This window comes from Lysinibacillus sp. FSL P4-0201 (assembly GCF_038593425.1).
Lineage (GTDB): Bacteria > Bacillota > Bacilli > Bacillales_A > Planococcaceae > Lysinibacillus > Lysinibacillus capsici.
In genome coordinates this window covers 254,277-275,809 of the sequence record NZ_CP151995.1, presented here as the reverse complement: position 1 = coordinate 275,809, position 21,533 = coordinate 254,277, and the positions used below count along the sequence as shown (strand labels likewise).

Annotated in this window: 14 protein-coding genes and 1 riboswitch; of the genes, 3 read left to right on the top strand and 11 right to left on the bottom strand. The window is 37.5% G+C overall.

Annotation, left to right across the window (positions count from 1 at the left end; translation table 11 throughout):
• Window positions 1-383 precede the first annotated feature (383 nt).
• From MKY76_RS01270 to hutH, 8 genes are all read right to left on the bottom strand, one after another.
• A complete protein-coding gene (locus MKY76_RS01270) occupies window positions 384-2,237 on the bottom strand; it encodes an SLC13 family permease (protein WP_048390703.1) in 1,854 nt (617 codons plus the stop codon).
• Window positions 2,238-2,406: 169 nt separating this feature from the next.
• Window positions 2,407-3,021: a nicotinate-nucleotide adenylyltransferase gene (nadD, locus tag MKY76_RS01265; RefSeq protein ID WP_048390705.1), complete on the bottom strand. Its 615-nt coding sequence runs from the start codon at window positions 3,019-3,021 to the stop codon at window positions 2,407-2,409.
• 25 nt (window positions 3,022-3,046) lie between these two features.
• Window positions 3,047-4,504, bottom strand: a complete 1,458-nt coding sequence (locus MKY76_RS01260) for a nicotinate phosphoribosyltransferase (RefSeq protein ID WP_048390708.1) — start codon at window positions 4,502-4,504, stop codon at window positions 3,047-3,049.
• A 19-nt stretch (window positions 4,505-4,523) separates the two neighbouring features.
• A complete protein-coding gene (locus tag MKY76_RS01255) occupies window positions 4,524-5,078 on the bottom strand; it encodes an isochorismatase family cysteine hydrolase (RefSeq protein WP_342557283.1) in 555 nt (184 codons plus the stop codon).
• Between the two features lie 80 nt (window positions 5,079-5,158).
• The gene (locus MKY76_RS01250; RefSeq protein ID WP_048390712.1) at window positions 5,159-5,959 is read right to left on the bottom strand and encodes an NUDIX domain-containing protein; all 801 of its coding nucleotides are present in this window, start codon (window positions 5,957-5,959) and stop codon (window positions 5,159-5,161) included.
• Window positions 5,960-6,111: 152 nt separating this feature from the next.
• Window positions 6,112-7,389, bottom strand: coding sequence for an imidazolonepropionase (gene hutI / locus MKY76_RS01245; protein WP_257962136.1), 1,278 nt, complete (start codon window positions 7,387-7,389; stop codon window positions 6,112-6,114).
• Window positions 7,386-9,056 carry a urocanate hydratase gene (hutU, locus tag MKY76_RS01240; RefSeq protein ID WP_342557282.1) on the bottom strand — a complete coding sequence of 557 codons (1,671 nt, stop codon included), beginning with the start codon at window positions 9,054-9,056 and terminating at the stop codon, window positions 7,386-7,388. The genes hutI and hutU overlap by 4 nt, the downstream gene beginning before the upstream one ends.
• 165 nt (window positions 9,057-9,221) lie before the next feature.
• Window positions 9,222-10,736 (bottom strand): histidine ammonia-lyase, encoded by a 1,515-nt coding sequence (gene hutH / locus MKY76_RS01235; protein WP_269897473.1) that lies wholly within the window; start codon window positions 10,734-10,736, stop codon window positions 9,222-9,224.
• A gap of 281 nt (window positions 10,737-11,017) precedes the next feature.
• Between hutH and MKY76_RS01230 the strand changes: the two genes are divergently transcribed.
• Window positions 11,018-12,472, top strand: coding sequence for a response regulator transcription factor (locus tag MKY76_RS01230; RefSeq protein WP_048390716.1), 1,455 nt, complete (start codon window positions 11,018-11,020; stop codon window positions 12,470-12,472).
• Between the two features lie 296 nt (window positions 12,473-12,768).
• Window positions 12,769-14,274: a catalase gene (locus MKY76_RS01225; RefSeq protein ID WP_048390717.1), complete on the top strand. Its 1,506-nt coding sequence runs from the start codon at window positions 12,769-12,771 to the stop codon at window positions 14,272-14,274.
• Between the two features lie 123 nt (window positions 14,275-14,397).
• Here MKY76_RS01225 and thiC read toward each other — a convergent pair whose 3' ends face one another.
• The 3 genes from thiC to MKY76_RS01210 all read right to left on the bottom strand — a co-directional run bounded on the left by thiC (window position 14,398) and on the right by MKY76_RS01210 (window position 19,631).
• Window positions 14,398-16,176, bottom strand: coding sequence for a phosphomethylpyrimidine synthase ThiC (gene thiC / locus MKY76_RS01220; protein ID WP_004233811.1), 1,779 nt, complete (start codon window positions 16,174-16,176; stop codon window positions 14,398-14,400).
• A 140-nt stretch (window positions 16,177-16,316) separates the two neighbouring features.
• A riboswitch (TPP riboswitch) is annotated at window positions 16,317-16,431 on the bottom strand.
• A 60-nt stretch (window positions 16,432-16,491) separates the two neighbouring features.
• Window positions 16,492-17,421, bottom strand: a complete 930-nt coding sequence (locus MKY76_RS01215; RefSeq protein WP_112117077.1) for an AEC family transporter — start codon at window positions 17,419-17,421, stop codon at window positions 16,492-16,494.
• A gap of 110 nt (window positions 17,422-17,531) precedes the next feature.
• Window positions 17,532-19,631 carry a methyl-accepting chemotaxis protein gene (locus MKY76_RS01210; protein WP_342557281.1) on the bottom strand — a complete coding sequence of 700 codons (2,100 nt, stop codon included), beginning with the start codon at window positions 19,629-19,631 and terminating at the stop codon, window positions 17,532-17,534.
• Between the two features lie 255 nt (window positions 19,632-19,886).
• Between MKY76_RS01210 and MKY76_RS01205 the strand changes: the two genes are divergently transcribed.
• On the top strand, window positions 19,887-21,518 hold the full coding sequence (locus MKY76_RS01205) for an S-layer protein (RefSeq protein ID WP_342557280.1): 1,632 nt from the start codon (window positions 19,887-19,889) through the stop codon (window positions 21,516-21,518).
• The last annotated feature ends 15 nt before the right edge of the window (window positions 21,519-21,533 follow it).

The window sequence follows — 21,533 nt, the reverse complement described above, 5'->3', positions numbered from 1 at the left end:
TTTGATTAGCTCAAATTTTGCTGGCATCATGTTTGATGTCCAAAATTTTTGTTTTGTTCACTAGCAAAACTAGCTACTTAAAACTTTATTGATTACGTTTTGCTTGTTCAGTTTTCAAGGTTCATGTTTTGCTTTATTTTAGCGTGTCACCCTGGCGACTTGTATAATACTACACCCTTATTTTTAAAAGGTCAACACTTTTTAATAAAAAACTTTATTATTTTTATTACCAGAGTAAAACTTCCTATATTAATAACTATAAAATCTATTCACAAGCTAGTTCAATATTAGACCATGAACTAGAAAATAATTTTATCATAATTTCCTACAAAAAAATAATAGATCTTTTAAAAAACAAAAAACTCGGTAAAGAAACCGAGTTTTTAAAATGGGAAAAAGAACGGGATGGCTATCATCATCACAATAAACATAACAAGCTGTAACGGAACCCCTATTCTTACGAAATCCATAAATTTATAGCCCCCCGCCGTCATTACCAGTGCATTCGTAGGGGAAGCAATTGGCGTAGCAAATGCCATACTTGCTGCAACTGCGACTGCAATCATAAATGTTGTGGGACTAACCTCCATTGCAATGGCTGCACTCATTGCAATGGGTGCAAACAATACAGCAGTTGCCGTATTACTAATAAATTGACCGAAAATAGCTGTCAAAATATAAACTCCTATGAGTACACCGTATGGTCCGAAACCACCTAAAGCATTAATAATACCATCAGATAAAATGGTCATGCCCCCTGTTTTTTCTAACGCTGTCGCCATTGGTAACATGGCAGCCACTAACACAATACTTTCAAAATTCATATTGCTATAGGCATCTTCCATGTTTCTCAAGCAGCCTGTTAAAATCATAAGTACAGCACCAATCATCACAGAAATGACAGCAGGGAAAACTTCAAATGCCATCAAAATAATCATGAATAACATAATAATCCCCGCAATTCCAGCTTTGCCTGTAGCTGCTGCCACACTTGCGTGTTCTTTCGGCTGTCCTACAACCACGACATCTTGCGTTTCTCTTGCTAACAAAAGAATTTCATCCCATGCTCCCTGTACTAATATTGCGTCCCCAAATTTTAATTTGTGAGACACCATATCCTGAAGCTTGTAACCACCCTTACGATTAATACCAATGATATTTAGATTGTATTTTTCCCGGAACCCAAGGGAACTAACCGTTTCATTGATAAAGCTCGAATTTGGGGTAAGCAATACCTCTGCAATACCCAGATGCTTCGATACTAATTCATCGGCTTCTCCTTCAACTAATCCTTGCATCTCAAGATGATAATCCTCAACAAAACGCCGAATATCCTCTATTTCTCCTTGAACATATAACTCATCCTTGGCATGAATGACACTAGTTGGTCCTGCCATTTCTTGATAAGTCATCGGTAGTAAATTAATGCCCTCCTGTGATTTCCGATGAATTTTCATCATACAAAGCATATACTTAGCTGGTAGTTTTAATTCCGCTAACGATGTTTCAATAATAGGTGACTCCTCAGGAACGGAGATTTTAAATAGACGATTATTTAAATCATATTGTTTAATAATTTTTTTCGGTGAAAGTTTATAGCCTTCATTAGTCTGTGTACGGTTTTGATCCTTTGGTAATAAAATATTTCTTACAAGTACTAAATAGGAAATGCCAGCAATCATCCCCACGATACCAATAGGAGTTACTTCAAAAAAGCCAAGTTTGTTATAGCCTCGATCAACCAATAACTGACTGACAATTAAATTGGTTGGGGACGCAATCAGTGTCATCAGACCAGAAAGACTTGCTACATAGGAGAGTGGTAGTAGAAATTTAGAAGGGCTGACTTTCATACTTATTGCTATACTTACAACGATTGGCATCATTAAGGCGACAGTACCCGTATTACTCATAAATGCACCAACCGACCCTACAATAATAAGCAGTAGCACAAATAACTTCAGCTCACTATTGCCTGACCATTTTAGTAAGAGTTGCCCCGCCATGCCTGCCAGGCCCGTACGTAAAATCCCTGCACCCACGACAAATAACCCTGCAATCATTAAAACTACAGAGTTTGAAAAACCAGCTAATGCCTCCGCGGGCGTCAAAATATCCATAATGACAAATGCTAATAGTGACACAATTGCTACAAGATCTGCTCGTATTTTATTGGTCACAAATGCGAAAATTGTTGCTCCTAAAATAAGAAATGTTAATGTAAGCTGCACATTCATGAATTCCTTTCTAACATTAATCATTATTAAAAATTGACAGCAAAAAATTGTACTTCATTACTATTTTTATTATAGCTTACCCTGAGCTCTATATGATAAAATTCACCATCTTTTCAAAATTAAAATAAGTGTGGTAGTCATCCACACTTATAATGATAGCTTCACTATTTTATTTTTGGTAAAGATGATGTTCTTTAATATAGTTGTAACAAGCAGTAGGCAAGAGGTATCTCGGTTCTCCTCCCATTGCAAATTCTTCTCGAATATAGGTAGAGCTAATTTCCATCGCTAGCCCTTTATCTATAAGATGAAATCTTCCATCATCATTATTTCTTAAAATCGGAGAACGACTAATGGTTGATAGCATATCAATGCCATGTCGTGCCATTACAATAAATTTATTCTCCGCTACTAATGCGTCGCCCTTTTTCCATAAACCTGCACCAATATCCACTAGTAAATCAGCACCCATAATAAAATGCACCTCATCCTCTGGGTTCTTCTCTCTAAAGTATTTCATAGTGTCATATGTGTAGATATTCCAGCCTTCTTGATCCATCTCATAGGAATCTGCGATAAAACGATCATCCTTAGCAATAGCTAACTGAAGCATATTCCAACGATGTGTATCAGCTGTTTTGATGGTTTTATCTTTGCGTTTATTTGAACAAGGCAAAAAAATAACCTTATCTAACTTACACCGATGTGCTACAGTGCTTGCTGTCCAAAGATGGACATTGGTAATGGGATCAAATGATGAACCATAAATACCTATTCTCGCCATCGTATCTACCTCCTAGCAGTTACTTTTAAATACGTTGTGAAACCTTTTCTTTTATTGCCTGTATGCTTGCCATTTTATTGTCCCAACATACTTGACTTAAATCGACTGGATATTCTTCAGGATTCATTGTTCGTTTATACTCACACCACAATAAATGTAAGTTTTCCTGTACATATTTTTGTATTTCTTGAATAGTTGGCTCCTCATAAACAATATTTCCATTTTCTATAATACTTTCATGTAACTCTTTCGCCGTAAAATTTGTAACAAATTTACTAATATACGTATGAATAGGGTGGAACATTTTCAATCTTTCTTCTTGCTGTATATTTTCATTATCTAACGCAATATAATCTCCTTCAGCATGACCATTCTCCGCATTAATAATACGGTAAACACGTTTACGTCCAGGTGTAGTCACTTTCTCAGGATTTGCTGAAATTTTAATGGTATCAACTAGTTCTCCACTTTCGTTTTCTATCGAAACTAATTTGTATACTCCACCAAGAGCTGCTTGATCATAGGCTGTAATCAGCTTAGTTCCGATTCCCCAAGCATCAATTTGCGCCCCTTGTGACTTTAAATGCATAATTGTATATTCATCTAAATCATTCGAAGCCATAATTTTAGTTGCAGTAAATCCTGCATCATCTAGCATTTTCCTTGCCTGTTTTGAGAGATAGGCTAAATCTCCACTGTCTAAACGGATACCAATAAAATTAATTTGATTCCCTAGCTCCTTCGCTACGCGGATAGCATTAGGAACACCAGAACGTAGTGTGTCATAAGTATCTACTAGGAAAACACAGTCTTTATGGGCTGCTGCGTATTTTTTAAACGCAGTATATTCATCTCGATAGGTTTGAATCATCGCATGGGCATGTGTTCCTGACACAGGAATACCAAATAATTTTCCTGCTCTTACATTGCTTGTTGCAGAGAATCCACCTATATAAGCAGCACGAGTTCCCCAAATAGCAGCATCAAATTCATGTGCGCGGCGGGTTCCAAATTCCATTACAACATCCTCACCCGTCACTTGTTTGATACGTGAAGCTTTTGTCGCAATCAGTGTTTGGTAATTAACGATATTTAACAACGGCGTTTCAATTAATTGAGCCTCTGCTAATGGTGCTTCAATTCGCAGGATAGGCTCGTTTGCAAAGACCAATTCTCCCTCTCTCATCCCCTTAATTGTCCCTGTAAATTTAAGTTCTTTTAGGTATTCAAGAAATTCCTCGGGATACTTCCCCTCTTCTCGTAAATATTGAATATCGCTTTGAGAGAAACCAAAGTTATTAATAAACTCAATCACTTTTTTCAATCCAGCGAAAACTCCATAGCCATTGCCAAATGGAAGCTTTCTAAAATATAGTTCGAAAACAGCTTTACGTTGATGAACACCATCTTGCCAATAAGTTTGAACCATATTAATTTGGTATAGATCCGTGTGTAACATGAAACTATCATCTACATATTTCATATTTTCCCCTCCATTCATGTCAAATAATAGTGGCACCTAGAGTATGCTCGAAATGATTTAACGCCCACTCATGTCCTGCTTCATTAAAGGAGGCGACAGCATTTTTATGAATGACGATATCGAACCCTTTATTATAAGCATCTACTGCTGTATGAAGAACACAAATATCTGTACAAACGCCGATTAAATGCAGCTCAGCAATTCCTCTTTCACGCAATTTCAATTCTAAATCTGTTCCTGCAAAAGCAGAATAACGCGTTTTATCAATGTAATAGACGAAATCTTGGTCTTTATTTTCTTCATATAATGAGTTTAATGCACCATATAACTCTCTACCTTCTGTATGACGAATATTATGAGGTGGGAATAGCTTTGTTTCTGGATGATAAACATCTCCCTTTTCATGAACATCTATCGCAAATACTGTAAAATCCCCCCTCTTAATAAACTCCTTTGTTAAATCAACATTTGCACGTTCGAGCAATTGCCCAGGCTCTCCGCAAGTAAGAGCCCCATCCGTTGCTACGAAATCCACTGTATAATCAATATTAATTAATGCACTCTTTTTCATCATTTCATCACTCCAGTTTTTAATTAGTAATACTTAAATTACAAATTACTTTCTTTAAAATAATCAGGAAAGACGGATCTTTCCTAATGATATATAGACTCTACCATTTCGAAATCATTAAATGTATAGAGCTGGGAAGGCCGGAACGAATTTCTTTTTGTTTTCTTTGGTTTTCCTTCTTCATCCAATGCTTTTTCGATAAATGGTAATTTAGGTGCTTTTGTAAAGAATACGGAATCGTTAGAGATTCGTGGATCTTCTCCAACTGTTAGAAGTACTCGTTGCAATTCTGATAATGTAAACTCTTGTGGTAAAAAGTTTTTAGCAACAGTTGTCTGAATCATATCCCTTTTAATAAAATGCAACGCATCGGAAATGATTTTTCGGTGATCGAAAGCTAATGGAAGCGTAAATACACTTTCTATATCAAACAGTTCTACATCGTCTGCATCATCATTCGCTTGACGTTGCTCAATATATGTCTCAGGAACAATGGCATAAAATGCATTTGAAATCATCCAACCACGTGGATCTCGATCGATCTCATCATAAACACCAAAATGTTGAACATGTAAACCTTCTACATTTGTTTCTTCTTTTAATTCTCTCTTTGCTGCGATAAAGGCAGTTTCTTTTTGATTTGCATCTACAAAGCCCCCAGGAAGTGCCCATTTTCCTCCTTCAATATTGGGATTTCCTTCAGCATCCCTAGTAGCACGCTTAATTAACATAATCTTTAGCGTCATGTTTGGCGGTGCTTTTTCCTCTGTTTTCTCTGAGGTAATTGTAAAAATAGCAATATCTGCGGTATATCCATCAGGTGTTTGATATTTTGAAGAATCATAATGTGCAAGCACTTCTTCTTCGGTACGAAATTTTGTCATTGTATAACCCCTTCTATAATTACAAGGTTCAGGTAATTTGTAATTCGATAATTACTATTTATTAGAATTATAATCTTTCATCAAAGCATTTGCAACTAATTTATAAAAAAAGCATAAATAAAGCTACTCCGCCTTATTTATGCCCATTATTATTATAGATCTTTCAGCAGAATTCCGTTTTGTACAACAACTTGCCCATTTTTGATTACTGTATGTGTATGATTCATGCCGTAGAAATATTGCAGTTGCTTGTAATTAGCAACATCAAGGATAAGTACGTCAGCTTTTTTATGTGCTTCAAGGGAACCAATTTGCTCGCCTCGATTTAGGGCATATGCTGCATTAATTGTTGTTGCCGTTAATACTTCCTCCAATGTCATACCCATATGCATGCAAGCTAAATTCATAATGAAGGGTAGGCTCATTGTTGGGGATGACCCAGGGTTAAAGTCTGTTGATATCGCCACAGGCACTCCCTCGTCAATCATTAGACGCCCTCTTGCAAAAGGTGCACGTAAAAAGAATGCAGTACCTGGCAGCAATACAGCAATTGTACCCGCTTCAGCCATTTTTCGAATTCCTTTATCAGAAGCAACTAACAAATGCTCCGCAGAAATGGCCTCTACTTCCGCAGCCAGCTCGGCGCCTTGATAAGGTTCGATTTCATCCGCATGTATTTTTGGGGTTAAGCCTAGTGCTTTTCCAGCCTCTAAAATGCGTCGGGATTGTTCGGGTGTAAAGACGCCTTTTTCACAAAATACATCATTAAATTCAGCCAGCTCTAGTTCTGCTACTTTTGGCAGCATCTCATTGACCACCACATCCACAAATTCATCCTCACGCCCCTTATAATCACGAGGAACTGCATGGGCTCCCATAAACGTGCTAATGACATCAATATGATGTGCAGCTTGTAATTCTTTTGCGACCTCTAGCTGTTTCTTTTCCGTTTCCCAGTCTAAGCCATACCCTGATTTTGCTTCAACTGTTGTTACACCATGCTTTAAAAATACATCTAAATGCTGCATCGTTTTTACATATAATTCATCAAAGCTTGTTTCTCGTGTACGCTTTGTTGTAGCATGAATGCCACCGCCTGCATTCATGATTTCCATATAGGTAGAACCATTTAATCTCATATTAAACTCTTGCTCGCGTGTTCCACCATGCACCAAATGTGTATGACAATCCACTAAGCCAGGCATAACAATCTTACCAGTAGCATCAATCGTTTCTGCCTTCTTTATTAATTCTGGGAAGTCAGCTTCTAGTTGCTCATACGCTCCTACTGCTACAATACGCTCTTCTTCAATTAGAACACTGCCATATTCTATTACTGCAATTTCCTGCATTTGTTCTTTTGTACGTGGTCCTTGTACATTACTTTTCAAGGTAATTACTTCATTTGCATTTTTTATTAGAATGGTCACTTCACATCACCCTTTAACATTGGTATATGGACACCTTTGTTTTTTGCTGTATTGATAGCAATATCGTAGCCTGCATCAGCATGACGAGCAACGCCCATTCCAGGGTCTGAAACTAATACACGTGCAATTTTTTCAGCGGCAAGCTCTGATCCATCTGCTACTAAGACTTGACCTGCATGCTGTGAATAACCCATTCCTACACCACCACCATGGTGTACGCTTACCCAGCTTGCACCACTCGCAGTATTAACAAGAGCATTTAAAAGTGGCCAATCCGATACCGCATCCGAACCATCTAGCATCCCTTCTGTTTCACGATTTGGTGATGCTACAGAACCTGAATCTAAGTGATCGCGACCAAAGACAATTGGTGCTGATAATTCACCATTTGCAACCATTTCATTGACCTTTAATGCAAAACGATGACGATCACCATAACCCAACCAGCAAATGCGTGCAGGTAGCCCTTGCCATTTCACCATTTTTTGTGCCATATCAATCCAATTGACTAGACCCTCATCTTCAGCAAACATCTCTTTTGCCAGTGCATCTGTTTTATATATATCCTCAGGGTTTCCTGAAAGCGCCGCCCAACGGAATGGGCCCTTTCCTTCACAGAATAACGGACGAATATACGCTGGTACAAAGCCTGGGAAATCAAAGGCATTTGTCACACCCATTTCTTTGGCATAGGCACGAATGTTATTCCCATAATCAAATACTTCTGCGCCTGCCTCTTGGAACTCTAGCATTGTACGAACATGCTCTGCCATTGTTTCTTTTGCTTTACGCTCATATGTTTTTACATCCTCTTTGCGAAGTTTTAGCGCTTCTTCAAAGGTCATACCATTAGGTACATAACCATTAATCGGATCATGTGCAGATGTTTGGTCTGTCACAAAATCTGGAATAATTCCACGATTCAACAACTCACGATTAACATCAGCACAGTTACCAACAAGGCCAATAGATGCTGGCTCATTTTGGTCACGTAATTTATTAACTAATGCAATTGCTTCATCTACAGTTTCTACAATATAATCACAGTAACCTTCTTTGATTTTACGTTCAATGCGAGCACGTTCAACTTCAACGACTAAGATTACAGCACCAGCCATTTTCCCTGCTAATGGCTGTGCACCACTCATACCGCCCATACCACCTGTAAGGATGAACTTACCACGTAAATCAGCAGTGCCAAATACCTTTTTGCCTGCTTCTACAAAGGACAGATAAGTTCCTTGTAAAATTCCTTGAGCACCAATATAAATCCAACTCCCAGCAGTCATTTGGCCATACATCATTAAGTCTCTTTCTTCTAATTCATAAAAGTGATCCCAATTTGCCCATGCTGGTACAAGGTTTGAGTTGGCAATCAACACTCGAGGGGAATGCTCATGTGTACGGAATACAGCTACTGGCTTTCCAGATTGGATTAATAGAGTCTCATCATTCTCTAATTCTTTCAAAGATGCAATGATTTGTTCATAGCTTTCCCAGTTACGAGCAGCCTTACCAATACCCCCATAAACTATCAGTTCATCTGGATTCTCTGCCACCTCTGGGTCAAGATTGTTCATTAACATACGCATTGCTGCTTCCTGTGTCCATCCCTTACATGTTAGTTCATTTCCACGTGGTGCACGAATATCTGTCTTAAATACCATTAAAAACACGCTCCTTTTCCTATAAAAAAATGTGAATGTTGCTGTCTAAAGCTATTAATAACTGAATATTCAGACTTGAATACATATAAATATTTTCAAAGCAGAGGCTACTCGGTGTATAACCGAGCGACGCCTTTGCTCTTTCATATCAAAATTTAAACTAATTTACACATACTCATTTACTAAATCATTACTTGATAGTAAATATTTCGCCAATGCTTCAATTTCATCGCCAATTGGTTGATCGGCTAATAATGGTGGGCAAAATTCTCGCACTTTCTTTAAGAATTTACTTGTAGTAGGAGATAATTGCTCTTCTGCCTTGTCTAAATGAATAGCCTGTGATGCACAAATCAATTCGATAGCTATAACGCGAGCAGCGTTGTGAACAATCTGACGTACTTGACGTGCCGAAGTTGTTCCCATACTTACATGATCCTCTTGGTTACCTGATGTAGGAATAGAATCCACACTCGAAGGATGTGCTAAAACTTTATTTTCTGAGACAATAGAGGCTGCTGTATATTGAGCAATCATAAGCCCACATTCAATCCCAGGGTTTGTTGCTAGAAACGGTGGCAGCCCTTCATTAAGTTGAGGGTTTACCATACGTTCTGTACGTCGTTCTGAAATATTGGCCCACTCACATACACCTATTTTCAAAAAGTCCATTGCCAAGGCTATTGGCTGTCCATGGAAATGCCCACCCGATAAAACCTCCCCGCTTTCTAAAACGATTGGATTATCAGTTGTTGCATTCATTTCAGTTTGAACACGGTCCTGTGCGTAGAAAAATGACTGCCAAGAAGCACCATGTACTTGCGGTATACAACGTAGTGAATAAGCATCCTGCATGCGAATTTCACCCTGCTTTGTCACACGTTTACTGCCATCGAGCCACTTACGAATACGCCCGCCCACTAGTTCTAACTCTGGATGTGGTCTTACTGCTAAAAGTGCTGGATCAAATGCCGAGGTAATGCCCTTTAAAGCTTCCAGTGTTAAGCTAGCAGCCATATCCGCTGCAAGACCGATTCGTTCAGCTTCATTGACCGTTAATACACCTATACCCGTCATAGCTTGTGTACCGTTAACTAATGCTAGCCCCTCTTTAGCTTGAAGTCTAACAGGGGTTAATCCTGCTTGCTTTAGCGCGTCACTACCACTCATGATTTCTCCGTTAAACTCAGCCTTTCCTTCTCCCACTAACACTAATGCCAAATGTGATAAAGGCGCTAAATCACCACTCGCTCCTACTGAACCTTGTGACGGAACAATTGGATGAACACCTTTATTAATAAGATTCAATAATAGTTGGACAGTTTCCTCACGAATGCCAGAAAATCCTCTGGCCAAAGCATTGGCACGTAGCACCATCATTGCACGTACAACATCTGTTGGGAATGGTTCACCAACACCGGTTGCATCTGATCGTAATAAATTTAGCTGCAATAGCTCAATGTCTTCTTCTTCAATTTTTATATTGCTGAGTTTACCAAACCCTGTATTCACACCATAAATTGTTTGGCCTTCAGCTAAACGCTTTTCGATACGCTCTCTACTTAAACGAATACGTTCCAAACTCTCTGTAGCAAGTGCAACTGTTGCTTGCCCCTTCACGATTTCCTCTATTTGTTGTCTTGTTAATGTATTGCCATCAAGCTCGATGATTGACTTCACATGACATCCCCCTATTCCCTATATGGCTATGTAAATAAATTATCTTCATTCATATTTTCGTAATATGAAAACATCAGTCTCAAACTTTTTAAGCGTTTTCATAACAAAAGTTGGCTTCTGCTGATGATCAATTACTCTATTTACATTGTACTAACTACCTTTTTCAGAATATAGAGAATTTTAATAGAGAAAACAAGACTTTTTTCAGATTACTATGTTATTTTTATTAATATAACCGTACTTTTATATGAAACTAGAATATTTTAAGAAGGGCTGATGGTATGAAGCTGTTATTAATTGATCGCGATCCAACCGATCTAGCAGGAATAAAGTGGTTTTTACATACATATTTCCCTGGAGATGTTTTTATTGAAATGTGTACAAGTATTTCAGAGGTGTCTCATAGCATTAGACAATTTGAACCTGATGCCATACTGTTAAATATCGATATATTTCCTAATAATCGCTTAGCAGCTCTTTATCGCGATATACAAAAGCTTTCTGGTGCCATTTTAGCAATGACAACTGAGCCATTATTTAAAAATGCTTTGAAGGCAATTGATTTACAAGTGGCTCATCTTTTTGTGAAGCCTATTGATTTAGAGCTATTAAAGAAAAAACTCACAACCATTTCTCTTCGCACACCACAGATTACAGAAGATGCTCAAGAGACTACAAACGATTCCTTTTATAATCAATTATTTTTAGATAATAAATCAAGTTCAATTGAGACAACATTACATTTCACAATGATTGAACCCGAGCATACTGAAACCTTCAATAAGCTTTACAATTGGCTTCAACAAACACCGATTCACTTTCATATGAAAACCTACCCTCTATCTAATAGAATCGTATGTCTTTTTCAAACAAATGATATAAGGATTGTGGAAAAAGATGTACGTACACTTATGAAGGAATGGCGTTTGATTAGTAATAGTTCTTTAAATATCGGCATATATGATGGAACACCTACAACCATTAAAACTATGTATACATTAACAAAGCGTGCACTACATCAAAGTTTTTATGAGGGCTTTGGCCATATTTTTTATGCGAGCAAACAATATGAAACTCAGCCCTTTGATCCCTTACTGACACCAGAAGAGCAACAATTACTAATAAGTAGTTTGGAAGATGGAAACCTAGAGGCCGTTAAAACATTTTTATATCGGCTTTCTAATGAAGGCATATATTATGAGCAAGACGATTTACGCATTCATTTGACGAGTGTCTTAGCACAAATTAGACGCTTTATGCTGAAATATAAATTACATGAAAAAGCGGTTATCGAACAACACTACCGTCAGCTATTTCATTTAATCATTGAGCATCCTATATTTTATACGATACTCAATGGGATTATTTCTTTCACGCAGACATTAATTGAGTTAGCAAGGGAAGCTCGAATAGAGAAACGAGCTGATTATGTTGAACTAGCTATAGAAATAATTGATCAACAATTTAAAGATAGCGCACTGTCTCTTCCCTTTGTCGCTCATAAGCTTGGAATAAGCCCCAATTATTTAAGTACAATTTTCTCAAGAAAACAAGGCTTGCCATTTAAGCGCTATTTACAGCAAGTAAGAATTCATCATGCCACAAAAATGCTGCGAGAAACAGATTTTGCTATTAGCGAAATCGCTCATTTAAACGGTTTTGATGACCCAAATTATTTCATAAAATTATTTAAGCAACAAATTGGTATTACGCCTAACCGATATAGAAAAAATTAAAAGATTGATTAAAATAATTTTCAATTAGTTGATTATATTTTCAATAAAGATTTTATCATGATGTCATTATCTTGATCTTAATATGACAATTATCTATAAAATTGAGATTAAATAAAATAAATTTAAGTTAAAAACTATGTATAAACCCTATGTCTAGCGCATATATTTATAGTTTATACTTAAATATAAAAATTCTTTAACGATAATTATTATAATGTACTAGCAATTCTATTTTATATTTGTTATAGTTATAGACGAAGAGTTTGACTCACATTTTTTTCAGGAGGTAAACTAATATGACAAACGCAAATGATCGTAGCCGTCGCTTTACAACAGCAGGTGGTGCTCCAGTAGTAAGTAACCATGACTCTATGTCAGCAGGTCCACGTGGCCCACTTTTACTTCAGGATGTATGGTTAGTTGAAAAACTAGCAAATTTCAACCGTGAAGTAATTCCAGAACGTCGTATGCACGCAAAGGGCTCAGGTGCATTTGGTACTTTTACTGTAACGCATGATATTTCACAATATACTAAAGCGAAAATCTTCTCCGAGATCGGCAAGAAAACTGAAATGTTCGCACGTTTCTCTACAGTAGCGGGTGAGCGTGGTGCAGCAGATGCAGAGCGAGATATTCGTGGCTTCGCCCTTAAATTCTATACAGAAGATGGAAACTGGGATTTAGTAGGGAACAATACACCTGTATTCTTCTTCCGCGACCCGTTACACTTTACAGATTTAAACCATGTGGTAAAACGTGACCCACGTACAAATATGAAAAATGCCAACTCTAACTGGGATTTCTGGACTTCATTACCTGAAGCACTTCACCAAGTGACAATTGTTATGTCTGACCGTGGTATTCCAGCTGGTTACCGTAATATGCACGGATTTGGTTCTCATACGTATAGCTTTATCAATGCTAATAATGAACGTGTTTGGGTTAAATTCCACTTCCGTACAGAGCAAGGCATTAAGAACTTAACTGGTGCCGAGGCTAATGAGATTATTGGTCAAGACCGCGAATCTTCACAACGTGATTTATATGAAGCAATTGAAAAAGGCGATTTCCCTAAATGGAAAATGTACATTCAGGTAATGACAGAGGAACAAGCTCGTGAGCTACCATACAACCCATTTGATTTAACAAAGGTATGGTATAAAAAAGACTTCCCATTAATTCCTGTAGGTGAATTCGAGTTAAACAAAAATCCAGACAACTACTTTGCAGAAGTTGAACAAGCTGCATTCGCACCATCTAACATTGTTCCTGGCATCAGCTTCTCACCAGATAAAATGTTACAAGGTCGTATCTTTGCATATGCGGATGCCCAACGCTATCGTCTTGGTGTAAACCACTATATGCTTCCTGTCAACGCACCAAAATGTCCATTCCGTACTTTCCACCGAGATGGAGCAATGCGCTTTGATGGCAATCTTGGTTCGACATTAAGCTATGAACCAAATAGCTATGGTGAGTGGGAGCATAATTTAGACCATAAAGAGCCTGAATTACGTATTGATGGTCATGCAGGTATTCATGATTTCCGTGAAGACGATAATAATTACTTTGAACAACCAGGTAAACTATTCCGTCTATTGACTTCGGAAGAGCAGCAACGCTTATTTGAAAATACCGCGAACGATATGGCTTCTGTTGAAGAATTCATCAAACGCCGTCACATCCTTCACTGCTATCTAGCTGACCCAGCATATGGTGAAGGTGTCGCTAAAGCGATGGGTCTTTCCTTAGAAGGTATGGACCTTACAAATCCATATGTAAAACAACCAACAAACGTTTAATATTCCACTTTATTATTGATATCCAAATCCAACTTTTACTCCATGTGAATCCACTATTCACATGGAGTTTTTTTATTAAGAAAAGGCCTATGTCTATTTTTTTGACATAAGCCTTTTCTTTCATTATTGGTAAATTTGACTGCCTGCTTTTTTAAACTCCTCAGCCTTTTCTTTCATACCTTGATGGATCGCTTCAGTCGTATTCAAATCCTTATCTTTCGCATAATTACGAATATCCTGTGAAATTCTCATGCTACAGAATTTAGGCCCACACATAGAACAAAAGTGTGCTGTTTTTGCTCCCTCTGCTGGCAGTGTCTCATCATGATATTCCACTGCACGCTCGGGATCTAGTGACAGATTGAATTGATCACGCCAACGGAACTCAAAGCGCGCTTTAGACAGTGCATCGTCTCGTTGTTGTGCACCTGGATGACCTTTTGCTAAATCAGCAGCATGTGCAGCAATTTTATAAGTGATAACGCCCACACGAACATCCTCGCGATTCGGTAAACCAAGATGCTCTTTCGGTGTCACATAACAAAGCATCGCTGTACCAAACCAGCCAATCATGGCTGCCCCAATGGCTGATGTAATGTGGTCATAACCTGGAGCAATATCTGTTGTGAGTGGTCCTAATGTATAGAAGGGCGCTTCCTTACAAACCTCTAATTGCTTGTCCATGTTTTCTTTAATCAGATGCATTGGTACATGACCTGGTCCCTCAACCATTACCTGAACATCATGCTGCCAAGCAATCTGTGTTAGCTCGCCTAGTGTTTCAAGCTCTGCAAATTGTGCCTCATCATTGGCATCTGCAATTGAGCCTGGGCGTAAACCATCACCTAAGGAAAAAGCAACATCATAGGCTTTCATAATTTCACAGATTTCCTCAAAATGTGTATACAGGAAATTCTCTTGATGATGATATAAACACCACTGTGCCATTATAGAGCCACCTCGAGATACAATACCTGTCACACGATTTGCTGTTAGTGGTACATAGCGTAAAAGGACACCTGCATGAATGGTGAAGTAATCCACACCCTGCTCAGCTTGTTCAATGAGAGTATCACGATAAACCTCCCACGTTAAATCCTCTGCTACACCATTTACCTTTTCTAAAGCCTGATAAATTGGCACTGTTCCCACTGGCACTGCCGCATTTCGAATAATCCATTCTCTAGTTGTATGAATATGTTTACCAGTCGATAAATCCATAATATTATCTGCGCCCCATCGAGTTGCCCAGGTCATTTTCTCAACTTCTTCTGCAATGGAAGAAGATACAGCAGAATTCCCGATATTCGCATTGATCTTTACATGAAAATTACGTCCAATAATCATTGGCTCTGCCTCAGGGTGATTAATATTAGAAGGCATTATAGCACGCCCAGCTGCAATTTCTGAACGTACAAATTCAGGATTCATATTTTCACGAATCGCTACAAACTCCATTTCAGGCGTTATAATTCCCTTTCGTGCATAGTGAAGCTGTGTCACATTTTTACCTTTTTTAGCACGCAAAGGCTTTCTCGCCAACTCAGGGAAGACATTTTCTTGAATACGCGGGTCATCAACATGACGAAAGCCATTATCCTCCGGTTTAATGGAGCGTCCCTCATATGCTTCTACATCTCCTCGCTCTTGAATCCATGCATTTCGTAAGGCAGGTAAACCTTTCGTAATATCTACTTGGTAGGCTGGATCTGTATAGGGCCCACTTGTATCATATACTCGAATAGGAGCATTTTCTTCATTTCCAAAACTGCCTGTTGTCGGACTTAATGCAATTTCTCGCATAGGTACTAGAATATCTGGGCGTGATCCTTCCACATATACTTTTTTGCTTCCTTCAAAGCTGGACATAATGGTAATATTCTTTTCACTAATTGCTGACATGAGCTACTTCTCTCCCTTAAATTTATTTTGATATAAGGACCGATTCTAGCTCACCCCAACAATCCAAAAAATAAAGGCCGAATCCAAAATAATTATTTGGATCCGGCCACGAATGTAAAGGTCTATTGATTGCATACTCTGCAATAGCTTCTTAACTTTCCCACGCTGGTATGAGCCAGATCAGGTCCAAAGGGTCAAGAAACTTCGTAGCGTTTCCCTCTCAGCCTGACTCATCAGACTCCCCTAGTTAATACTATTTAGTTTGATGCTAGTGTAGCAGATAATACTAAGAGATGGAAGTTATTTTTTATCTTACTAGGTAAATAATACTTCTGCAAAATAGATCACAATGGTTACAGTTATACAGCTTACAATGGTTGAAAATAAAACAGCTTGCGCGGCTGTTGCTGATTCTACATCATATTCCAATGCTAGACTAGAACTATTGCGGGATGTTGGAAAAGCACTAGCTATAAACAGTGATTGTGCGACGACTCCATCTAATCCCAATATATAAATAATGGCCAATGCAACAGATGGTCCAATAATTAGTCGCGTCAAACAGCTGATAAAGACGGTTTTATTAAACATTGATTTCATCTCTAGTTGTGATAATTGCGCACCTAAAGTAATTAGAGCCACAGCAATAAATCCATCTGCCACATGTTCTACTGGTATTTTGATAAACTGTGGAATACCGATATCAAAATAATTCATAGCGACACCTATAATCAGCGCATGAATAATAGGCATTTTAAAGAAATCCTTGATGATTGTCATACCTGACTTTGTAGAAGAAATTAAATTGTATAAACCATATGTATACGTAGTCATATTTTGAAAGATTACGAGCATGACCTGAATGGCTACTCCAATAGGTTGCGTCGCAAATATCATTTGAGCCACTGGAATACCGTAATTACCCGAGTTAATGAGCACAACACTATTTTTAAAGACAGCTGCCTCTGTTCTAGCTAAACCTAACACTTTTGCCATAAAGTGACTGAGTATCATTTGACTACCGATAAAGAGTACAATAAATAATCCGACCTCTCCCAGTACAGTTAATTCCACATGTGTTTCATATAAATTTACAAAAACAGCTGCTGGCATAAAGCAATATGTAATAAGCTGAGACAATGCTTTTAAATTAAAGCGAAATTTCTTTTGTAGTATAGCGCCTATTACAAGTAACACTAAAATAGGTACAACAATTTGAAAGAAAATCATTCCGAGATACATCATATCAATGTCCCCCTTCCAGTGTTAATAGTAGTGTTGAATTCCTTCTAGGTCAATTTCTCCGGCTTTCACCATAAAGAAGACTGCCTCTATATTGAAGGCAGCCTTTCTTTTTAAGCAAGCTTAAATCGGTTTACAACTTCTTGTAGCTCGTTTGAAATATCGTTCATATTTTGAATAGACTCTGCTACTTTTTGTAATTCTACTTGTTGATCCATTGCAGAAGCACTTACTTGTTCCGCAGAGGCTGCTGTTTGCTCTGAAATAGCCGAAATACTTTGGATAGCCATGATTGCCTGATTTTTATGCTCTAACATGCTAGATAGTTTATTCATTAATTCACTAATAGAATTTGCAATTGAACCCGACAAGTCACTGCTATCTTTAAATGCTAGTTGCGTGCTTTGTACGGACTCATTTTGAGATTGCATTAAATCTGCATTAGATGCAATCACAGCAACCGTCTGCTGAGAATTTTCAAGAATACTTTCTACTGTACTCTTAATAATTTCTGTTTCATTCTTAGATTGTTCTGCTAGCTTTCTAACTTCCTCTGCAACTACAGCAAATCCTTTACCATGTTCACCAGCACGTGCAGCCTCAATACTTGCATTTAAAGCTAGCAGATTAGTCTGCTCGGTAATGCTTTGAATCGAAGCAATAATCTGATTAATATTGGCAATATTAGAAGCTAATGATTCCATTTGCTGCTGGATACGCCCATTCATTTCATTTGTCTCCATATTACGTTCTCTTAAACTTTCAACCTCATGCAATCCTTTTTCCGTTGTTACACCTGTTTTATGAGATAGCTCATCCATTTCATTAGAAAGAGCCGTAATAGCATCAATCTGATCTGATAAATCCATCATTCGATAATTTGTTTCTTCTGTATCCTCTGATTGCTTCGAAGCTCCTTGTGCAATCTCGTTGATAGCTACGGAAACCTCCTGACTAGAAGCAACTACCTCATTAAATGCCTCATTTACCTGATTAGAAGATTGGTTCAATAACCTCGTGGAATTTAGTACAGTTTGAATCGCACTATTGGTTTTATCTAACATATTATTATAGGCCACAGCAACTGCACCAATTTCATCAGGCTTAATATATCGCTCTTCTACCTTTTGTGTTAAATCCCCTTCGGCTGCAGTTTCAATCGATGCACGTAAAAATTTAAGTGGTTTTAATTGTTTATAGATGAATAACACACTTGCAGCTGTCATCAAAACCACCATAATAATGGAGGCAATAATCGTAAATACAAATACATGATTATATGTTTCTAGAATCTTTGATTCAGCTAACACGACTTGAACAGTCCATGTTTCGTCAATACCCTCTAAAATCATTGGAGCAAAAACATTATAGGCCTTTTCCTTCAGTTGATTAGAGTCAACGTACATACTTGTTAGTTCACCATTTTCTATTGTCTTACTAATACTTGTCCAAGTAGGATCCTCTTGCATATTGCGCCCAACTAGCTCATCACCAAAACTGTTAGCTGTTAGCACACCTTTATTCGTAATAATTGCCGCATAACCGCCTTCTGGGGCATTCGATTTTGTTAAATCATTTAAAAAATCTATTGATACATCGGCAGTCAATACACCGAAAAATGTCCCGGAAGCATTGATTAATGGCACTGAAATGGTTGTCATTAATACGGATTGGCCGTTTACATTATAATCATAGGGCTCTGTCAAAACTGCACGTCTCTCTTCTTTTGGTACCCAATACCATTCTGAAATACTCTTATCATCAATACCTTCGATTAGAGCAGTCGAGATATCATTTCCGTTCTTACTTAAATAAGGGATAAAACGTTTTTTAGTATCTACTAAAGCAGCTTCAGTTGGTTCTAAAATAATAGAATCTTGCTCAAAGATTGCTCCTACTCCAAGAATGTCATTATTGCTAGCTAAATTGTTTTCCATTACGTCTATGACACCCTTGGTAGACAACGTATTATTCTTCTCCATGCTTTCTATGATACGCTTTGTTGTTTGTAATGTCGTATTGGCTTTCTTAAATCTTTCACTCATAATAGCTGCAGAAGATTCAGCCGATTGTAATGTTCCATGCTCTGCGTCTTCAACACTTTGCTTTTTTATAATAATCCCCGTTATGACAGTATAGGATAAAAATAAAATAAGAAATAATCCTATTATAAGGGAAGAAAGTTTTAAGGCAATTCCTCTTGATTTTTTCATAACTAACACCCCCACTTTTATACTAATAATAATGGATGGAGGATTGTATCACAATAAAATATTTAGCGAATAAAGTAGAAAATTTACAGAATTATAGAGAAAAATACCGATACTTCACCAAACATTTATTTTTCAATATAAAGGACTAATGACTTATTTGAATGGAGATTCATAGTAAAACATCCTCTTCTAATTCTAAATTATAGAAAAATATGATATATTAACTATTAAATAGAATGATTGGAGTGACTTAAATTGAAAAATAAAGCGCTATCAACATTAATGGTCACGGCTATTACAGCGACACTAGTATTACCAATGTCTACGGCAAGTGCCACAACATCTCAAATACAATCAAATTTATATGAGACACAGGTGGCAGCAGCCAAAAAGGTGATAGGTGAATCCGTAACGATCAAAAATATAACAAAAGATACTGTGATAACATCTAACGGTACATTTAGAATTCAATCTGCATTAAAGCCCCTATTCAATACATCAAATAAAACAGCATTATCCAATGCCCGAGCAACTATTGTAGTGAAAAACGGACAAATTACCGACATTACAGCATTAATATTAAACAAAGCAGGTACCAGCAAAAAATCTGTTTATTTTGATGGAGGTAACGCACAAATCTCTGGAGACCTCACTGTTAACGCGGACTATGTAAAAGTTCAAAACGTTAGTGTGGATGGTCAGCTTATCATTACAAACAGAGTAAAAAAAGCTGTTACACTTGATGATGTAGTAGTAAGTGAAACAATTACACTAAAACCAATTGTAACGAAAAAGGTAAGTTGGCTATACGTTACTTTAATCGATATGAAATCATCAAACATCAATTTAGCCCGTACTAAAGTCAACGTATCGTCTGATCAACTTCTTTCCAAAGTAGAGGTAGTAGGCAAAGTAGAATCCTTTGGAGCAATGGCTAATATTGAAAAACTTACAATTGATGTAACAAAAGATTTCAACCTTTATGGAGAAGGTAAAATTGAGCAAATCGTTGTAAAAGGTGGAGCTAAAGTAGCTTTAGATTCAGGGCATCTAGTAAATAATGTACAGGTGAACGATAGCCGTATCTCAGTAACGCTCCCTGTCATTGATAAAAAAGAACTTAATGCACTAATTGCATCCCCGCCATATGTACAAGTATCTGTAAACGGCTATGATATATTAAATACGGATAAATGGACAACACATACAGACCGTGCAGTATTTGATTCTGCTGTAGTGACTGCAAGAGCTGTAGCGAACAATAATAGCGCCTCTCAAGAACAAGTGAAGAACGCCATCATTCAATATAAAAATGCACTGGTAGTCTACCAGGCTGCACAAAAGAATGGCACAAAGTATGGCTACGGTGATAAGGCATCACTACAGTCTTTAATTAATTCTATTCAATATGTTACAGTGTCTTGGGATGGATCGAATATTCCATATAATTCTCAATGGACTACTCAATCAGAGAAAAATGCAATTGATTCTGCTGTTTCATCTGCTCAAGCAGTCGTAAATAATTATTATGCAACTCAAGCAGATATTGCCAACGCTATCAATAATTTAAATAATGCTATTTGGACTTATAAGAATGCCTATAAACCTGGAAATAGTGGACAATATGTTGATAAAACTTATCTACAATCACTTGTAAATCATGCAAAAGATATGTACGTGATGGTTTCAGAAAATGGGATAGGTATACCATCAACTACTAATTGGACAACATACAATGAGTGGTATATTTTTAACTCAGCCGTTTCACACGCTGAATCACTTTTAGTTAATAGCAATTCGACTCAATCGGATGTGTCATATGCGGTAGATCAATTAAATAGTGCGATTTCTACCTACACGGGACAGTATAAGCCAGGTAAAAATTAGGCTGTTTGAAGTTAA